The 18,281-nt window shown below is 61.4% G+C and carries 13 protein-coding genes; 6 read left to right on the forward strand and 7 right to left on the reverse strand.

Annotation, left to right across the window (positions count from 1 at the left end; all coding sequences use genetic code 11):
* Window positions 1-215 precede the first annotated feature (215 nt).
* The 3 genes from CJD35_RS17080 to CJD35_RS17090 are packed head-to-tail and all read right to left on the reverse strand — an operon-like array spanning window position 216 to window position 4,527.
* Window positions 216-953, reverse strand: coding sequence for an IclR family transcriptional regulator (locus CJD35_RS17080; RefSeq protein WP_017182468.1), 738 nt, complete (start codon window positions 951-953; stop codon window positions 216-218).
* A 53-nt stretch (window positions 954-1,006) separates the two neighbouring features.
* Entirely contained in the window at window positions 1,007-1,681 is a 675-nt protein-coding gene (locus CJD35_RS17085) for an RraA family protein (RefSeq protein ID WP_017182469.1), read from the reverse strand.
* 17 nt (window positions 1,682-1,698) lie between these two features.
* Window positions 1,699-4,527, reverse strand: a complete 2,829-nt coding sequence (locus tag CJD35_RS17090) for a TonB-dependent receptor domain-containing protein (RefSeq protein WP_095687284.1) — start codon at window positions 4,525-4,527, stop codon at window positions 1,699-1,701.
* 152 nt (window positions 4,528-4,679) lie between these two features.
* Between CJD35_RS17090 and CJD35_RS17095 the strand changes: the two genes are divergently transcribed.
* From CJD35_RS17095 to CJD35_RS17120, 6 genes are all read left to right on the forward strand, one after another.
* Window positions 4,680-7,538 carry a TonB-dependent receptor domain-containing protein gene (locus CJD35_RS17095; protein WP_241763620.1) on the forward strand — a complete coding sequence of 953 codons (2,859 nt, stop codon included), beginning with the start codon at window positions 4,680-4,682 and terminating at the stop codon, window positions 7,536-7,538.
* A 12-nt stretch (window positions 7,539-7,550) separates the two neighbouring features.
* Window positions 7,551-8,570 carry a cyclase family protein gene (locus CJD35_RS17100; RefSeq protein ID WP_026002273.1) on the forward strand — a complete coding sequence of 340 codons (1,020 nt, stop codon included), beginning with the start codon at window positions 7,551-7,553 and terminating at the stop codon, window positions 8,568-8,570.
* Window positions 8,571-8,582: 12 nt separating this feature from the next.
* Window positions 8,583-8,828, forward strand: a complete 246-nt coding sequence (locus tag CJD35_RS17105) for a hypothetical protein (protein ID WP_017182473.1) — start codon at window positions 8,583-8,585, stop codon at window positions 8,826-8,828.
* A 24-nt stretch (window positions 8,829-8,852) separates the two neighbouring features.
* On the forward strand, window positions 8,853-9,941 hold the full coding sequence (locus CJD35_RS17110; protein WP_017182474.1) for an MBL fold metallo-hydrolase: 1,089 nt from the start codon (window positions 8,853-8,855) through the stop codon (window positions 9,939-9,941).
* Between the two features lie 128 nt (window positions 9,942-10,069).
* The gene (locus CJD35_RS17115; protein WP_017182475.1) at window positions 10,070-11,050 is read left to right on the forward strand and encodes a hydroxyacid dehydrogenase; all 981 of its coding nucleotides are present in this window, start codon (window positions 10,070-10,072) and stop codon (window positions 11,048-11,050) included.
* 58 nt (window positions 11,051-11,108) lie between these two features.
* Window positions 11,109-12,404 carry an MFS transporter gene (locus CJD35_RS17120; protein WP_244917268.1) on the forward strand — a complete coding sequence of 432 codons (1,296 nt, stop codon included), beginning with the start codon at window positions 11,109-11,111 and terminating at the stop codon, window positions 12,402-12,404.
* A gap of 112 nt (window positions 12,405-12,516) precedes the next feature.
* On the opposite strand, the gene CJD35_RS17125 is transcribed toward CJD35_RS17120, so the two are convergent.
* The 4 genes from CJD35_RS17125 to CJD35_RS17140 are packed head-to-tail and all read right to left on the reverse strand — an operon-like array spanning window position 12,517 to window position 18,270.
* On the reverse strand, window positions 12,517-13,980 hold the full coding sequence (locus CJD35_RS17125) for an alginate export family protein (RefSeq protein WP_017182477.1): 1,464 nt from the start codon (window positions 13,978-13,980) through the stop codon (window positions 12,517-12,519).
* A 9-nt stretch (window positions 13,981-13,989) separates the two neighbouring features.
* Window positions 13,990-15,303: a dicarboxylate/amino acid:cation symporter gene (locus CJD35_RS17130; RefSeq protein ID WP_017182478.1), complete on the reverse strand. Its 1,314-nt coding sequence runs from the start codon at window positions 15,301-15,303 to the stop codon at window positions 13,990-13,992.
* A gap of 31 nt (window positions 15,304-15,334) precedes the next feature.
* On the reverse strand, window positions 15,335-15,601 hold the full coding sequence (locus tag CJD35_RS17135) for a hypothetical protein (protein ID WP_174703665.1): 267 nt from the start codon (window positions 15,599-15,601) through the stop codon (window positions 15,335-15,337).
* Between the two features lie 11 nt (window positions 15,602-15,612).
* Entirely contained in the window at window positions 15,613-18,270 is a 2,658-nt protein-coding gene (locus CJD35_RS17140) for a TonB-dependent receptor plug domain-containing protein (RefSeq protein ID WP_095687286.1), read from the reverse strand.
* Window positions 18,271-18,281 lie beyond the last annotated feature (11 nt).

Raw genomic sequence — 18,281 nt, forward strand, 5'->3', positions numbered from 1 at the left:
CATTCAGGCATAATTGTCAAGAGTTATATAAAGGTTTCTTTATATAGTGTGGGCGGCTGTGCGTTCAGCCATCGACGGCATTCGGGCAGTTCCGCCCAAGCCGTGAATCAATGGAGTCAGCAAGATGGCCCTCACGCCCCGACCATCGTGGCGCGGCTGCCCAGCTTAACGTGATCAGTCCGATCAATGGAATGACAGCGGCCCGATCTTCTGGACTATGTCGCCAGCGCGATTGGCACCCGATAGATTGCCTCGGCATTGCCCCCAAGGGAACGGCACAGGTTGAGGCCAGCGTGTAGCAAAGGCAGTGCCAGTCTTTTTTGCGACCCAGACAGGCGTACTTCGGGCCCTGCGATACTGAGCGCGCCCACGAGCCGGTCGCCATGGCCGATCACCGGCACCGAAAGCGAGGCAACATGCGGCGTCGTGACGCCAGAGGTATAGATGGGCAGGGGCGGTAGTGCGGGTTTAACCTCCGGCCAGTTCTCGAACAAAAGCAGCAACTGCGCGGATGCCGATCCATCGAGCGGCCGCTGTGTGCCTGGCTGGACGTCGAGCCGCAGATTGCTTGGAGAATTTACCCGAAACAGGCAAAGCCGCACATCTCCCTGACGCACATAGAATGTCGCTGTTTCCTCGGTTTCAAAGGCGAGTTTGGCGAGAATCGGCTGGACATGCTTTTCAAGATCGTTGCCTTCCCTGAAGATCGAGTTGAGCCGAGCCACCTCGCTGCCCAACTGATACTGGCCGTCGGGCATCCTGATCAGGAGATTGTAGCGTTCCAGTGAGACGGCCAGGCGCATGATGGTGCTTTTGACCAGGCCAGTGCGCTCGGCAAGCTCGGCAAGACCAAGAACGCCGTCGCCCTGTTTGAAGCTTGTCAGCAGCAGCAGCCCTCTTTCAAGGGCGGCTACGCCTTCCAGTGCCGGTCGATCCTTGAAGTCCGTCGCCATCGCAATCCCTCTGAAACTTCGACTGCTTTAGCGGACGGGCAGGGATCAGGCTATCAAATCCCTTCGCAACCCAAACGCTTGAGCGTTTCTTCAACCCAGGCGCGCGGATTTTCGCCCCGGCGGATCTTGGCCATCTGCTCGGTTTCGGCAGCATGCTTTGCCGCTGCTTTGGCGCACACAGCCTCCGCTTCGTCGATGGTGACGGCAATAAGGCCGTCATCGTCGCCAAGGATCAGGTCGCCCGGCTGGATCACCATGCCGTCAATGGCGATCGGCACATTCACTTCGCCGGGGCCGTCCTTGTAAGGCCCACGGTGCGTGATGCCAGCGGCAAAGACCGGAAAGCTGCCCGCCCGGATCGCCGCGGCGTCGCGAATGGCGCCGAAGATCACGATGCCGGCAAGGCCGCGGCTTTCCGCATGGGCGACCATAAGCTCACCGATCAGCGCGTTGGTCAGGTCACCCCCGCCGTCGACCACCACCACATCGCCCGGTTCGGCAATATCGAGCGCGCGGTGCAGCATGAGATTGTCGCCGGGTCGTGCCTTCACGGTGACGGCAGGTCCAGCCAGAACGCCGCCGCCGTGCATGGGGCGAAGCGCCGCGCCGCCAGCGAACATACGGTTCATGGCGTCGCTCACATTCGCGACCGGCAATTGTGCGGCACGCTTGACCAGATCGGCGGGCACGCGACGCTCGACGGGCAATACTCGGAAACCGATGCTCATAAAATCTCCAGTCGCGATCAGAATTTGAAACGGAAGCCAACGCGATAGACGCGGCCAAATGTGTCATAGAGCTGGGTGTTGGTCGCCACCGCGATCGATCCTTCTCCCGGCGCATAGGGCGGCTCCTGATCAAGGACGTTCTGGACGTTGAAATACATCTCCGCGCCCTTACCCAGATCTTCGAACCGATAAGCAAAGCGCATGTCCCAATAGGCTTGCGGCTTGATGTGCTGCAGGCTGACTGCCTGCGGACCCTTGGTATTGTCGTAACGCCCGCCACCGATGAAGCGCAGCTGGTTGAACCAGTTGAAATTGCCGTGCGTGAAATCGGCCTGGGCGTTGACGCGCCAGTGCGGATTGGAATTGATACCCACTTCGCCCGCCCGGTCGATGGAAGGCGACCCCGGTGTCGTCGTCGCAAGTTTGCCGACATAGGAAATGATGCTGCGCAGCGACAGTGAGTTGGACATATCCGCGAAAGGCACGCGATAGCTCAATTCGACATCGACGCCGTTGGTGACGAGCGTGGAGAGGTTGATCGGATAGGCCGTCAGGGCCGAGATGTTTCCGGCTGCGTCGCGGGTGATGAAGCCACAGGCCAATTGGTTGCCGGCAAAGCACTGGTCAACGCCCTGCTGCGCCGACAGCGAACCGATCGCATCGTTGATCTTGATGTCGTAATAATCCGCCGAAATGCTGAGGCCAGGAACGAAGCTCGGCTGGAACACCGCCCCCAACGTCAGCGTGTCCGCCCTTTCCGGTTGCAGGTTGGCGTTGCCGGTCGTGGTGATGAAAATGCCCGATGTACGGACATTGTTCTTGAACGGGTCCACCACCGTCGCCGACTGGGTCCGCCCGCTGGTGAAGAGTTCGGACAGATTGGGTGCGCGGATGTCGCGGGAGCGGGTGGCACGCAGGCGCAGTGAGCTGACCGGCGTCCAGCTGAGGCCCGCCTTCCAGGTGGTGACGCCGCCGCTGGTCGAATAATCGGTATAGCGAACCGCACCGTTGAATTCGAGTTCGCGGGCGAAGGGCAGATCCTTGAGCAGCGGTATGACGGTTTCGAGATAGCCTTCCTTCACATTATAGCTGCCGGACCAAGGCTGGGGATTGGCGAACAGGAACGCGCCGGCCTGCGAGAGCGGATCGACGGCCAACTGCGCCTGTTCCTTGCGATATTCGCCGCCGGTGGCGAAGGAGATCGGGCCAGCCCAACCTTCGAACAAAGTGCCCGAAATATTGATGGCCGCGACATCTTCCTTGAAAACCGAGTCGGTGCGGCTGAGACCGCGCGTATAGGCCAGCGCCGCGGCGGAAGGCGAACCGACGCCAAACGGATTGAACGGGGCGCAGCCATTAGTGGGGTCAGTCAGCGTCGATCGGCAGACAATCGCGCCATTGGCCGGATTGACGACCGCATCCACCGCGCGGGTGAAGTTGGGCGTGATTTCGTTGTTGATGACGTCAGTCTGCTGGCGGGTGCGGCCATGCTGATAATAGCCATTGACCTTCAGCCCACCAAGCTCGCCAGCGAAGCCCGTGACGTAGCGATCGGTCTTGGTATCCACGGACACGTCCGCCAGCCCGCCCTCGATCGACCAGCGCAGCATCGTCAGTGAGGTGACCTGCGGATTGGCGTCCAGCAGCGTGCGAAGCGGCGTAGGCAGGAAGGCGTTATCGCGCCGAATCGTTATCGGGTTGGTCGCGAGATGGCGATTGGCCGAGGTTGAATAGCGAGTATAGGTCCAGCCATAGGACGCTTCACCAAATACCGACCACCGATCGGTCAGTTCATATTCGGCGCGACCGAAAAAGGCGGCCCGTTCCAGCGGACGATTGATTTCCTGAAGGAATTCGGTGTTGAAGCCGTCGCCGCCGATCTGCTGTGTCGCGGTGGTGTATGAGCCATAATTATAGGGCAACACCGTTCCGCCAGGACCAAATTGTATGCCGCGGAACAGCGCATTCTGGGCCGCGCTTCCGCCGTTGCCAGTGCTGATCATGCCGCCATTGCTGCCAATCGCGCGCACATCTTCCGCTGCGATCAGGGCAGGACCGCCTGCCGGGCCGTTGATGAGGTTGGACCCGCGCCGGGCCCAGGCCCGTTCGCCTTCCAAAATGCCCTTGTTCCGATAATATTCGGCGCTTCCGAGCAGGCGCAGCCGGCTGTCGGCGAGCGCAATGCCGCCCGTCAGCGAGCCACGCAGTTCCTGATTATCCCCTTCATCGGCGATGCCGGTGGAAACTTCGCCCTTCAGCCCCTCGAACTTGGTATCGAGGACGAAGTTGACGACGCCGGCAACAGCGTCCGAGCCATAGGCCGCCGAAGCGCCCCCGGTCACGACATCGACGCGCTGAACAAGGCCGGCAGGCAGCAGGTTGACGTCGACCGTGCCATATTGGCTGGCAGCGACAAAGCGGCGGCCATCGAGCAAAGTCAGCGTGCGCACCGCGCCCAGGTTGCGCAGGTTGAGGAAGCTCTGTCCGCCGCCTTGTGTGCCGGTCGCGCGCTGCGGGCCGCTGGTTGCGGTCAGCGCGGGAAGCGTCCGAAGCGAATCGGCGATGGTCGACGGCGCAGCCTTGTTCAACTGGTCCGCGTTGAGAACCGTTACCGGCGTGGGGGTGGTGAAGCCGGTGCGGCCGATGCGCGAGCCGGTAACGACGATGTCGCTCGTTCCAGCGTCGGGCGCGGTGTCGCCTGCGTCAATCGCGTCCTGTTCGGATGAGGCTACAGCAGCGGCGTCCGGCGCCGCCTGGCCGTAGGCGACGGGTACCGCCACGAATGCGGCGACCGAGCCGAGCAATAAGGATTTTCCAAATTTGGACGCAATGACTGCCGATTTCATGAACCTCTCCTCCCGATAGCGTTTGCCATTGCCGCCCTCATAATCGCCAGGAAAGTGATTGCAATCATATTTTGAAACGTCGTTGCGTTTCAGTGAAAATGCCTAGAGATCGTGACCGACTCGAATTCGAGCGTTTGGAGAGGAGATACAATATGACCCCTGTTCGCCGCGCACTGGCAGCCACGACCGCTGTCGGAGCCATCATGTTCATGTGCTCCGCACCTGCGTCGGCCCAGTCGGCAGTCGCGCCTGCTCAAGACGACGACAGCTCGATGCAGCTGCCTCGCGCACCAGAAGCCGGTGCAGCGGATGCCGGGCCTAGCGCAGCGGACATCGTTGTTACCGGATCGCGCGTCGCGCGTCCGGGCTTTACCTCTCCTACCCCTGTAACGGCGCTCAGCAGCGCCGAGCTTGCGAAATCCTCGCCTTCGACCGTGTCCGAGGCGCTTCGTACGCTGCCTGCGCTCACCAATACGTCCGGCACGCAGCGCAACTCAGGCAGCGCAGGGGGCGGCCAGAGCTTCCTGAACTTGCGAGGGCTGGGCGCCACCCGCACGCTGACGCTGGTCGATGGACGGCGCTTTGTATCCACGAACATCACCGGCAGCGTGGACGCCAACCTCATACCGTCCGCCCTTATTCAACGGGTCGATGTCGTGACCGGCGGCGCGTCCGCTGCTTATGGATCGGACGCGGTCGCAGGCGTGGTCAACTTCGTGCTGGACAGCCGATACGAAGGCATCAAGGCCAGCGCGCAATATGGCCTGACATCGCATGACGACAATCATGAATTTGTCGCGACGCTGACAGGCGGAACGGCGTTTGCCGGTGGTCGAGGCCATCTGGTCGTCAGCGGCGAATATTTCGAGAATAAGGGCATTCGTGGCGACGCACGCGACTGGGCGCGCAGCGGCTATCAGGTCATCACAAATCCGACCGGCAATGGAACGGAAGCCAATCCCACGCAGATTCTCTCGCCCAACGTCCGCCTCGTCACCAGCTATGGCGGGCTTATCCTGAATGGCAATGGGGGAACGGCCGCCGCGAACGCCAGCTTCCGGGGCATCAGCTTTGGCCCCGGCGGCGTGCCGCAGGCCTTTGATTTCGGCACCCTGACCACGGCAGGCACCCAGGTCGGCGGATCGGGCGTCGACAATGCTATTATCCAGCAGATCAACCGCCCGCTGACCCGCAAGGCCATTTTCGCCCGAGCCAGTTTCGACATCACGCCTGAATGGTCGCTGTTCGGGGAAGGCAGCTATGGCGAAGTGCGGTCGGACTATATCAATGGCCCCAATGTCCATAACAGCAATGCCGCGCAGACTGCATTCATCACGATCCGTCAGGACAATGCCTATCTGCCCGACAGCATTCGCAACCAGATGATCGCATCGGGCGTCACCAGCCTCACCATGACCCGCTGGGATCTGGAAGATGGCAAAACCCATACCGACAACCGCAACAGGACCACCCGGCTCGTTGGCGGCTTTGAAGGGCGGATCGGCGACTGGAAGCTCGACGGCTATTATCAGTGGGGCCAGAACCGCAACACCAACATCGTCAAGACCACCAACAAGATCACCAACTTCAATCTGGCGACAGACGCAGTACGGGCGCCTGACGGCAGCATTGTGTGCCGTTCGACGCTGACAAGTCCCGGTAATGGTTGTGTGCCATTCAATCCCTTCGGCGTCGGCAGCCCGTCCTCGGCATCGCTGGCCTATGTGAATGGCGACAGCCCCGCCTATATCCGCACGACGCAGCAGGCCGCGGCCCTCAACCTGTCGGGCGAACCCTTTTCGACCTGGGCCGGGCCGGTCTCTCTGGCGGTTGGCGCCGAATATCGGCGCGAGACGGCGCGTGTGGAATCGGACGCGCTGTCGCTGCTGAACGGCTATAAGATCGGTAACCAGCAGCCCTGGTCCGGCGCCTACAGCATCCGCGAATTTTACGCAGAAACGGTCGTGCCTCTGGCCAATGACATGCCGATGCTGCGCTTGGTGGAAGCCAATGCTGCCGTGCGCCGGACGCATTACAGCACCAGCGGGTCAGTGACGACGTGGAAGGGCGGCCTGACTTACAAGCCGATCGAGGATCTGCGGTTGCGCATCACCCGGTCGCGGGACATCCGCGCGCCCAACCTCAACGAGCTATTTTCGAAAGGACGGCAGAGTGTTTCGACCGTTCGCGACCCTTTTCGCAACAATGTGATCGCGTCGAATATTTCGAGCCTGACGACGGGCAATCCCAATCTGAGGCCGGAAATCGCCAACACGCTGACCTATGGCGGCGTTTATAGCCCGTCCTGGGCGCCGGGACTGCAATTGTCCGTCGACTATTATCGGATCAAGATCGACGGCGCGATCGCGACCGTTACCGATCAGGTGGCGCTCGACCAGTGTTTTGAGGGATCGGCCGATTTCTGCGCCCTCAGCAGCCGCGATGCGAATGGCAACCTGACCGGGTTCCGTTCGTCCCCCATCAACTATTCGCAGCTTTTGACCAGCGGTATCGACATCGAAGCTTCCTACGCCGTGCCGATGGCGAGCATGTTTGACTGGTGGAAGGGCCAACTCAACCTGCGCGCGGTCGCCAACCGGGTGAACCATTTTACCACGTCGGCACCGGGTCTGGTCACGCGCGATGTTGCGGGTTCGATCGTCGACAGCCAGCCGCACTGGCGGGCGCAGGGGCAACTGGATTATACGCTGGATGGCCTGAACCTGACGCTGATCGGCCGCTATGTCGGCAGCGGAACCTATGACAAGTCCCGCTCTCCCGCCCAGCTTGGCTTCCGCGACGTCGCCGCACAGGCCTTTCTGGACGGACAGATCAGCTACAAACTGCCGCAGCTTGGTCGCAACGGCCAGATTTACCTGAATGTCCGAAACATCCTGGATACCGACCCCCGGATCGCGCCACTGGCGGGCAATCTGGTGATTGTGACCAACCCCTTCCTCTATGACACTACCGGGCGGATGTTCCGCTTTGGCGTGCGCGCCAGTTTCTGAAAAGGACGGATCATGACGCCTCTCTCGAAGACTATCCTGGCACTGTTGATGATGGGTGCGGCGACTGTTGCGATCGCAGCCGATCACAGCGTCACGCAGGCAACCATGGATCAATGGAAGAAAAGCCAGAGCAACTGGGGCCGATGGGGCCCGGATGACGAGAAGGGTACGCTCAACCTCATCACCCCCGCGGTCCGCAAGAAGGCCGCGGCGCTGGTGAAGCAGGGCATCGCCGTGTCGATGGAGCGGGAGATCGTGCCCGTCCTTCTGCCGCCCGACGGTGACGCTCCGCCAACACGGGCGCCCGTGCAGCAGAAGATGCTGTCCGGCCCGCCAAAGCGGCCCAGCGGGTCGACCGACCAGCTCAACATCGCTGCCCACGGATATAATCTCACGCATTTCGACGCGCTGGGCCACCATCTGTTCGACGGAAAGATGTACAACGGCTTTGCCGCCAGCGAGCATCTGCTGATGGACAAGGGCCTGACGCGCGGCAGCATCGCGGCGGTCGCCGATGGCGTTTTTACGCGCGGCGTGCTGGTGGACATGCCGCTTCTCAAAGGCGTGCCCTATCTGGAGCCGGGAACCCCCATTTATGCCGAGGATCTGGAAGCGTGGGAGAAATTCTCCGGCGTACGGATCGAGCCTGGGGACGCTGTATTCATTCGCACCGGCCGCTGGGAACGGGAAGCCGACAAGGGGCCATGGGACATCGCAAAGTCGGCAGCTGGGCTCGATGCGTCCGTGATACCATGGCTCAAGAAGCGGGACATCGCCCTGCTGGGCAGCGAATCCGCGCTTAGCGTCGTGCCATTTCCTGAAACGACGAAGATCGACAATCCCGACGATTATCTGCCGGTGCATAATTTCGCGCTGGTGGCGTTGGGCATGCCGTTGATCGACAATGCCGATCTGGGGCCTCTGTCGAAAGAGGCAGCGCGGCTCAAGCGCTACAGCTTTTTGTTCACCGCCGCGCCGATCCGGGTCAAGACCGGGACCGGTGTGCCGGTCAACCCGATCGCGACGTTCTGATCGGTGGGCGTAATGAGTGACATCCTCGACCATCGGCAAATTCCGGGCGGCCAGACCTTCATCGACCCTTTGGTTGTCGAGCAGATGAAAAGGCTGGCGACCGCAAAGACCGACGAGGCGCTCAATGACCGGTTCGGCATCAGCTACAATACATGGCGAAAGCTGATTGCCGGGCGTCCGGTGCGCCGGTCGCTGGCCGAACGCGTGACGGATCGCGTCCGGCATATCGCACAGATTGAGGGCCATCAGGTCCGATAGCCCTTTCCGCAAAGGAGAAGCCCCATGCGTTTCCGGCAAACCCTTACCGCCTTTCTCGCGCTTTCGACGGCCCTGACACCCGCCGTCGCGCAGACCACTGCATCGTCCTTCTCCGTCAACCCCAATGGCGGACGGCCGGAAATCCACAATGTGGAAGAGATGCGCAAGATGGGCGGATATACCGCGCCCGGCGCGCGCGCCTATGCAGACATGGCCGCAGAGGCAGGCGGCAAGCTCTGGCCTGTCACGCTCTACTATCGGTGCCAGGCAGTGCGAACGCGCAAGCCCGTCAGGGCGGCGATGCCAAAGCCCATTGCGGTGTTCGACAACGTCTATTCGATAGGGACGGGAGAAAATAATATCTGGGCGATCGATACCAAGGATGGGATCATCCTGCTCGATGCGCTGACGACCGAGGAGGACGCCAAGAACGTCATCGTCAAGAACATGCAGACGCTGGGCCTGGACCCCAAGCGCATCCGCATCATCCTCATCACCCACAATCATCTCGATCATTTTGGCGGGGCGGCCTATCTGAAGGCATTGTCCGGCGCGAAACTGGCGATGAGCGAGGCGGACTGGACCGCCGAGGTGAAGTGGGGGACGTTGCCGGTGAAGGCTGCGGACGACTTCTACCTGACCGATGGCCAGACGATTACGCTGGGCGACCAGACGCTGACGGTGCTTTTGACCCCCGGTCATACGCCGGGCACGGTATCGTTGCTATTCCCGGTCAAGGACAAGGGCGTACCGCACATGGCGTCGTTGTTCGGCGGCCAGGGTTCGCCGCGCGACGTGGCGTCGCTGCTGGAATTTCGCCGCTCTCTCAATCATTTCGCTGACTATACCGACCTGATGCAGGCCGATGTCGTGCTGTCGAACCATACTGTGGGCGATGACGGTCTGGTGAGGGTCGCAGCGCTGCAGAAACGCAAGGCTGGCGATCCCAACCCCTATGTCGTCGGTCGCGAGGGCGTGGTGCGCTATGACGCTGAGTGGCGTGCCTGCCTCAGCGCAGACATCGACGAAGCGGTGTTCAAGGCCGCGCCGGGGAGCCTGAATCCGATCCTGAGCGGTCAGCCCCCCAAGCAGGTTGTCGAGACCGCGAAGTAGCAGGGCGACCAGCGCCCGAAAAAATCTCATATATTATCGCAACATTGTTTTGAAACGCCGTTGCAAAATAGGTCGACTACAGTAAAGTCGACGCATTATCGTGCACCGGGACGAGGATTTAGGTCACAATGGCAAGCCCCACCGCCCTGATTGTCGGCGGCAAGATTTCACCGGCGGCGATGTCTGTCGCCAAGGCGCGGGGGCTCATGCTGGCGTCCTGTGATCCTTATCCTTCGGTCGACGAACTGATCGCGCATGTCATAGCCTGCGATGCAAAGGCGCTGATTATCCGGATGGGCAAAGTCCCGGCCGAAGCCCTGCAGGGCCTGCCTGGCTTGCGGATCATCGCCAAGCATGGCGTCGGGGTGGACGGCATCGATCTGGATGAAGCCGCTGCGCGGGGCGTTCCCGTCGTCATCGCTGGCGGCGCAAATGCGCAGTCGGTCGCAGAACAGGCGCTGGCGCTGCTGCTCAGTGTGGCCCGATCGACGGCGTATCTCGATCGCCGCCTTCGCGCCGGACATTGGGACAAGTCGACCTATGCCGGGACGGAACTCACTGGCAAGGCGATCGGCCTTGTCGGACTTGGTGCTATTGGCCGCGCCTTTCTTGCCCTGCTTGCACCATTTGGCATGACCGTGCGGGTGTACGACCCCTATTTGCCCAGCGACGCTTTGCCGGCGGGTGCCATTGCCGTCGACAGCGTGGAGACGCTGTTGCAGGTCAGCGACATCATCAGCCTGCATTGCCCCCTGACCACGGACAATCGCGGATTGATTGGCGCGACCGCTCTGGGGCAGATGAAGGATGGCGCCATTCTTATCAACACGGCGAGGGGTGAACTGATCGACGAGGACGCGTTGGTGGAGGCGCTGCGCGCTGGTGCGATCGGTGGCGCGGGCCTGGATACGTTCGCCAGCGAACCGGTCGGCGCGGATCATCCGCTTTGGGCATTCGACAATGTCGTAGGCAGCCCGCATGTGGGCGCCAATACGCTGCAAGCCCGCATCCGTGTCGGCATAAGCTGCGTCGAGCAAATTGCGGACTATCTGGATAGCGGGCGGCTGGACCCGCGCAATCATGTCAACGCCGCCATGGCGCGCGTCTGAAATCGCCCTAATGGGTTAACAAGCAGGCCACAGGATCGCGATGGCCGCAGGAGAGACGATGATGAGTCCCAACGCGCTTGAGATGCGAACCATGCGGAAGGTGACGTGGCGGCTCCTGCCATTTCTCATGCTCTGTTACCTGATGGCCTTCATCGACCGTGCGAACGTCGGCATGGCATCGCTGCAAATGAATGCTGACCTTGGCCTGAGCAGCAAGGTGTTCGGCTTTGGCGCAAGCCTCTTCTTCGTCGCCTATTTCCTGATGGAAGTGCCCAGCAACCTGATGCTGCAGAAGGTCGGCGCCCGCTACTGGATCGCGCGGATCATGGTGACATGGGGGATGGTGTCCACCTGCATGGCGTTCGTCTGGGACGCGCACAGTTTTTACGTCATGCGTTTTCTTCTGGGCGCGGCCGAAGCGGGCTTTTTCCCCGGCGTCATCCTGTATCTCACCTACTGGATGCCCCCGGCCTATCGCGGGCGCACATTGGCGATGTTCGCCATCGCCATCCCTGTTTCCAGCTTCGTTGGATCGCCACTGTCCGGCTTGCTGCTGGCGATGGACGGCCTAGCCGGGCTGCGCGGATGGCAATGGCTATTCATTTGCGAAGGCATTCCCACCGTCCTTCTGGGCTTTGCCTGCCTCAAGCTGCTGACGGACCGGCCCGAAAAGGCGAACTGGCTGGACGCCGAAGAACGCGCATGGCTCACGGACGCTTTGGTCACAAAGGGGAACGACAAGCCACTGGTCAGCGGATCGGCTTGGCGCCTGATCCGTACGCCTGCCTTCTGGGCGATGGTCATCGCCTGTTCCGGCGCTTCGGCAGCGGGCAGCGTGCTGGGCGTATGGCAGCCGCAATTGCTCAAATCCTTCGGCCTTACCGACCTTGAGACGGGGCTGGTCAATTCGGTGCCTTACGGCGTCGCGGCGTTGGCGATGGTTTTTTGGGGCCGTCATTCGGACAAGACCGGCGAACGGCGTTGGCACACGGCGTTGCCGCTGCTTCTGATCGCGGTCGGGACGATCGGTACATTTGCCGTGGCGGGCCTTGCCCCGACGGTGTTGCTGCTGACCTTCGTTCTGGTCGGAGCCTATTGTTTCAAGGGACCGTTCTGGAGCATGGCGTCGACTTGGCTTTCCGCCAGCACTGCCGCCGCCGGGATCGCTGCGATCAATGCGACATCCAACCTGATCGGCGGCGGTTTGATGGTGAACGTCTATGGCCTGATCCATGAGGCAACCGGCAGTTATGTGCTGGCGCTGCTTCCCATAGCCTTCCTCACAATCGCCAGCGCAACAGCAGTCGTCATCGTAGGAAAAACGACGAAACGCCCGATGCATTCCGCCGCTTGACTATCCTCTTTCGTCCAGGCCAGCGCAGTGCCGCGCTGGTCCCGTTGGGGATGAACCTTTACGCCAATGCTGCGGGAGGTTGGGCCTTTAGTTCGCATAGCTTGGATGTGCGCTAGAATCGAAAGCTCAGCCAGGTCGCCAGGAAGGCGGAATTCTTGTAATTGGCCGCACTCAGAACGTCCTGCGCCTGTAGATACTCCGCCCGCATGGTCAGGGTTAGCCGGCGTGAGATTGCATAGATGATCTGCGCACGGGCGATGCGGCTCACGGCCTTGCCCGGCACCCGTTCGGTGCCGATATAGGGCGAGTAGTTGGCGCGATAGACGGCATCGCGCACATTGTCGCGCCAACTGAACTGATATTCCAGTCGGGCCTGCACCCCCTTGATCGGCTGGAAGGAGATATTGGGCGCGACGGCAATCAAATTGGTGGCGGTCAGAAACAGGCCATAGCTGAAATAGATATTATTGCCGAATGGCGCATAGGCGTTGCGCAGCGTGCCATTGCCAAAGCCGCCCCCGCCGCTGCCATAATCGGCATGGAACCCGATGCGGGGCGCGCTCTTGTCCGTCCCCAGCCGGACCGACTGCGCGGCGAAGGCCTGCCAGGCGCGGATAGGGCGATTGCCGAAACGGCCATATTGGTGAACCAGCGTCCAATCCAGCGCCACCTTCCCGACATTGCCCCACAATCGTGCACCGGCATAATAGCGCACGGCGGGCGATACGACGCCTCCCCAGGTGCCTACGTAGTTGCGTCGCCGCCAGAAGAACGGATCGAAATAGAGGTTCGATCCACCCAGCCATTGACCGGGCAGCACGAACCCCGCGGACACGCCGCTAAATCGCCGGTTTTTGTCCGGCACATCGTCGCCCAGTCCGCCATTGCCAAGGTCGGTCGTTTCGAAATCGAACAGGGTCGCCCGCATCTTCGACGTCCGGGCCCATGCACGGGTACCGTTCAGCACGAAGCGGATCGTGTTATTGTCGCGCTGTGAAATCAACAGGTTCGGCCCGTCCGTAAATTCCTGTCTTCCATAGCGGACCCCAAGGTCCACATCGCCGACACGCCCCTTGGCTTCGGCGAAATATTGCTGGCGCACGAATTTGTTGCGCAACGATCCGGACGGCGTGCCGACATTCTTGCCCGACAACTGGCCATGGGCAATTTCGCCATAGAAGCGCAAATGATCGCCGACATGGAGGTCCGCGCCACCCACCAGGCGTATAATGTCCTGCCGCTGTTCCGGGCCTTCGATCAGTTGCGGGTTGCTGGTCATGTTCATGCGCAGCCGGGCCTCCCCGCTCATCGTCAGATAGATGTCGCCATCATCGTCGAGCGGGAGATATTTAAGGCTGTCGAGAGGATCGGTGCGCTTGGCCGGGTCGCGATATGTGCTCCAGTCTTCGGCCCAGCGCGACAGGTTATAGCCATTGATGGTTGCACCATCCCCTGCCGCTGCGCTGGGATAGCTTGTGATGACCGGATCGGCCGGTTCGGCCTGCGCGACTGAAGAAGTCGCGCCAGCCAGCGCCGCGACAAGGCCGCTGACGATCTGTACGTCCTTTAAAGGCATTGTTGCGGTCTATTCGGCGGCAACAGCGTCGGATGGAAGGGGCTGGCCCGCCATCGCTGCGTTGAAGCGGTCGCGGTCCAGACGACCTTCCCACCATGAGACGACGACGGTGGCCACCGCATTGCCGATGAAGTTGGTCAGGCTGCGGCATTCGCTCATGAAGCGGTCTACGCCAAGGATCAGGGCCATGCCGGCTACCGGCACTGACGGAACGATCGAGAGTGTGGCGGCCAGGGTGATAAAGCCTGCGCCTGTGACACCGGCTGCGCCCTTCGACGACAGCATCGCGACCCCGAGCAGCAGCAGTTGCTCGCCAAGGGACAGGTGAACGTTGGTCGCCTGCGCGATGAACAGCGCGGCCAGCGTCATGTAGATATTGGTGCCATCAAGGTTGAAGGAATAGCCGGTCGGGACCACCAGCCCCACGATCGATTTCGGACAGCCCGCGCGTTCCATTTTCTCGATGAGGCTGGGCAACGCGCTTTCCGACGAGGATGTGCCGAGCACCAGCAGCAATTCTGCCTTCAGATAGGCGATCAGACGGAAGATCGAGAAGCCCGCGAGCCATGAGACCGCGCCCAGGACGACGATCACGAACAGCAGCGAGGTCAGGTAGAAGGTGCCGACGAGCGCGGCGAGGTTGGCGAGCGTGCCCACCCCATATTTGCCAATGGTGAACGCCATTGCCCCGAACGCACCGATCGGCGCCGCCTTCATTACGATCGACACGACCTTGAAAACCGCCAGCGAAAGATCTTCGAGCGCGCCCAGAATGCGGGTGCCGCGATCGCCGATCAGGGCCAGGCCGACGCCAAACAGGATCGCAACGAACAGCGTCTGGATGATGTTGCCAGCAGTCAGCGCCGACAGAAAAGTGTCGGGAATGCTGGCAAGGAGAAAGCCGACCAATGTCGTTTCGTGCGCTTTAGCCGCATAGCCTGCTACCTTGGACGCGTCGAGCGAAGCAGGGTCGATATTGAGCCCCGCGCCGGGTTGCACGACATTGGCGACTATAAGCCCGACAATCAGCGCCAGTGTCGAAAAGAACAGGAAATAGGCGAATGCTTTACCTGCGACCCGCGCGACCGAAGCAAGGTCGCGCATGCCGGCGATGCCGGTCACGATCGTGAGGAATATGACCGGGGCGATGATCATCTTCACCAGCTTGATGAAACCGTCGCCAATCGGCTTCAGCGCCTCACCAGTGGTCGGCGCGAAGTGCCCTAGAAGGACACCCGCAACGATCGCGGTCAATACCTGCACATACAGGCTGGTATACCACGGCCGCCGGACGACCGCCTCGCCGCCGATATTCATATCCATTGTAAGCTTTGTCACGCAAACGACCTTTTAGTTATCCGATCAGGCTACTGCGTGTGTCCTGATCGATGGGAGGGGCGGATCGGCCCGGATTTGGGCGGTCGGCCATCGCCGCGAAGCGCGCGCGCATCCGTTCGATGACCTTCTGCTTGACTGGTTTGCCGTCCCGCAATTTATACCAACTGTGCTGGCTGATGCCGTAGGTCGCCATGACCCCTTCCTTGGTGACGGCGGGAAGCGACCGGCGAAGCCGGTCGAACTCTTCCTTGGTGATCGTCCCCATCGGTAAAATGCGCGCCATATCGCCCTCCCTCAGAATTTGACGCCTGCGGTGATGAAATAATATGATCCGTTGAAGCCGAACTGGTTTGCGTTCCGCGTGTAGGGTGTCTGACCGTCGGAATAGGACGCCGCCTGACCGACATCGCCATCGCGCCTGTTCTTCCACTTGTCGGGATAGGTGTTGAAGATGTTGTTCGCGCCGACAGTCAGCGAAAAGGATTCGGTGAAGGCGTAGTTCAGCGTTGCGTCGAACAGCGCCTTGCCCCGGAATGTCTGTACGCAGCGGTTCGTCGCGTCGCATTTCACATTCTTGTCCTGCGAAGAGAGACCCGTTGAGAACGCCTTGACACTGCCGAAATAGGAAGCGCGCAGGCCCAGGTTCAGCTTGTCCCAGCCATAATTGGCCGATCCCAGAATCTTGGTGCGCGGTTGCGCGACCTCGATCAGTTCGGTCGCGGTCTGGCCCAGCAGTTGGATCTGCTGCGCCGTAGCTGACGCGCCGGCCAGGATCGGCGCGGGGGTCGCCCGCTGGCGCAGCACGTCGGTCTGCGCGTGGGTGCCCGCCAGGGTGAGCGTGAGGTTCTGGTCTGATCCGATCTGCGTCTTGTAGGTCAGAACCACGTCGATGCCGCGCGTTCTGGTATCAATCTGATTGGTGAAGAAACGGATTTCGCGCGATTGCGGGAAGAGCGCACGGACCGCCGGATATTGCGCGGTAAGCAGGCCTTCGGTGATGACGATGCGGTCCTTGATGTCGATCTGGAAAGCATCGATCGTGGCGGTGACTTTTCCGCCAAGAACATCCGGCAGGTCGCCGGTTATGCCGAGCGAATAGCTATTGGAGATTTCCGCCTTCGGATCAGGTACGCCAAGCGCGGCGAGGCGCGGATCGTCGCTCGATACTTGCTGGGTAATGAAGATCTGGTTGTTCTGCACCGTCGAAGTATTGACCCGGTTGCCGGTCTGCTGGAGCGAGGGCGCGCGGAAGCCACGATTGTAGGAGCCGCGCAGCGCGATCTGGTCGGTGATCTTGTACCGCCCGGCCAACTTGCCGGACAGATTGTTGCCGAAATCGGAATATTTCTCGAAGCGCAGTGCCGCCGTGACCAGCAACCGGTCGTCGAACTCAGCCTCTGCATCGACATATGCGCCTACCGAGTGACGGCTCACGTCATTCTCGTCCGCTGGCGCGTAGCCGGGGCGGCCGTTGGCGCCCGGCGCCTTGCCTGTCACGGCGAGCGGACCCACGGCATAAGAGGCCGGATCGCCGCGTTTGACCATGAAATTGTCGCGGCGATATTGCCCGCCCCATGCGATGTTCAGGCTCTTGCCGATGAAGCCCACAGGGCCAAAATCTTTCGACGCGTTGAGGTCGACGGTCCACTGGTTGAAGGCGGTGCGCCCAACGTAGAATTCGGTCGGGCTGGCATTGCCAAGGGATGCGTTGACGGTGTTGCGGGCATTTTGATCGAGATGGTTGTCGCCATAGCCGACGCTGAAATCGACTTTCCAGTCGGCGACCACACTGTTCACGCCGCCCACAGCCGACCAGTCGATCGACGTGCCCGGCAGCACCGGGACATAGCCGTCAGGGAAGATGCCGAGCGCGGCGTTGGACGCTACCGCCGCCGAACGGAAAAAGCCGAACGCGCGAATGTCCTTCCGGCTGTAACCGCCAAAGGCGTAGATATTGGTGTCGTCGTTAACCGGATAGGATGCGTTGACGAACGCCTGATAAGTGCGGTTGCGGTTCGCGCCATAATTGCCGACGACAAACGGGGTCTGCGGATAAACGCCGCGGTCCGCACGCGGGTTGGCGGTGCTGTAGGGGAAGTTGGGTGTCGGGCCGGTCACGGCGTAGTCGGCTGGCGTCGCGGGATAGAGCGTGCCGGTGTAGGTGTCGGAGCGATTGGTGCCTTCGAACCCGAAATATTCGAGCGTGTAGTTGATGAAGCCGCCGCCGCTACCCAGCGCAATGCCGTGGTTCAGGCTGATCTTGTTGGTGAAGCCGTCGCCCTCCTGATAGATGCCGCCATTGGCCTCAAGATAGCCGCCGACCTGATCGTTCAGCACGATGTTGACCACGCCGGCGATAGCGTCGGAGCCATATTGCGCGGCGGCGCCATCCCGCAGCACTTCGGTCCGTTTTACAGCGCCAGTCGGAATCGAATTAAGGTCAGTAACCACAGTGCCAAGGCCAGGCGCCACGTTGAGGTTGATGGCGGAGAATTGGTGGCGACGCTTGCCGTTCACCAGCACCAACACCTGATCGGGGGCCAGGCCGCGCAGCGAGGCAGGGTCCGCGAAATTGGTTGCGCCGTTGACGCCATATTTGGCCGAGTTGAAAGAGGGGGAAGTGAACTGTATCTGCTGGCCAAGGTCGGTCTGGCCAGTGGCGCGCAGTTCGACATTGCTGACCACGTCCACCGCTACCGGCCGGTCCACGTCCGTGCGCGGTTTGCCGCGTGAACCGATCACCACGATGTCGCTGGACTGCGGATCGCTCATCGCCGCGGGCGCGTCCGGGGCTGGCGGTTCGACCTGCGCCTCTGGCATGGCGGCCTCGGCAGGCGCGGCCGGTTCATCGGGTGCCGGGCGCATCCCCGGAACGTCCTGAGCCCAAGCTGGCACGGCCGCCGTCAATGCCGTGCCCACCATCAATGCCGTAAGCAGTTGCCCCTTCATCATGTCCTTGCCTC

This window comes from Sphingobium xenophagum (assembly GCF_002288285.1).
Classification (GTDB): Bacteria; Pseudomonadota; Alphaproteobacteria; order Sphingomonadales; family Sphingomonadaceae; genus Sphingobium; species Sphingobium xenophagum.

Bases quoted from the DNA above. Each gene is read 5' to 3' on its own strand.
- CJD35_RS17080 (WP_017182468.1), bottom strand. From the start codon at position 953: ATGGCGACGGACTTCAAGGATCGACCGGCACTGGAAGGCGTAGCCGCC.
- CJD35_RS17085 (WP_017182469.1), bottom strand. From the start codon at position 1,681: ATGAGCATCGGTTTCCGAGTATTGCCCGTCGAGCGTCGCGTGCCCGCC.
- CJD35_RS17090 (WP_095687284.1), bottom strand. From the start codon at position 4,527: ATGAAATCGGCAGTCATTGCGTCCAAATTTGGAAAATCCTTATTGCTC.
- CJD35_RS17095 (WP_241763620.1), top strand. From the start codon at position 4,680: ATGACCCCTGTTCGCCGCGCACTGGCAGCCACGACCGCTGTCGGAGCC.
- CJD35_RS17100 (WP_026002273.1), top strand. From the start codon at position 7,551: ATGACGCCTCTCTCGAAGACTATCCTGGCACTGTTGATGATGGGTGCG.
- CJD35_RS17105 (WP_017182473.1), top strand. From the start codon at position 8,583: ATGAGTGACATCCTCGACCATCGGCAAATTCCGGGCGGCCAGACCTTC.
- CJD35_RS17110 (WP_017182474.1), top strand. From the start codon at position 8,853: ATGCGTTTCCGGCAAACCCTTACCGCCTTTCTCGCGCTTTCGACGGCC.
- CJD35_RS17115 (WP_017182475.1), top strand. From the start codon at position 10,070: ATGGCAAGCCCCACCGCCCTGATTGTCGGCGGCAAGATTTCACCGGCG.
- CJD35_RS17120 (WP_244917268.1), top strand. From the start codon at position 11,109: ATGATGAGTCCCAACGCGCTTGAGATGCGAACCATGCGGAAGGTGACG.
- CJD35_RS17125 (WP_017182477.1), bottom strand. From the start codon at position 13,980: ATGCCTTTAAAGGACGTACAGATCGTCAGCGGCCTTGTCGCGGCGCTG.
- CJD35_RS17130 (WP_017182478.1), bottom strand. From the start codon at position 15,303: ATGGATATGAATATCGGCGGCGAGGCGGTCGTCCGGCGGCCGTGGTAT.
- CJD35_RS17135 (WP_174703665.1), bottom strand. From the start codon at position 15,601: ATGGCGCGCATTTTACCGATGGGGACGATCACCAAGGAAGAGTTCGAC.
- CJD35_RS17140 (WP_095687286.1), bottom strand. From the start codon at position 18,270: ATGATGAAGGGGCAACTGCTTACGGCATTGATGGTGGGCACGGCATTG.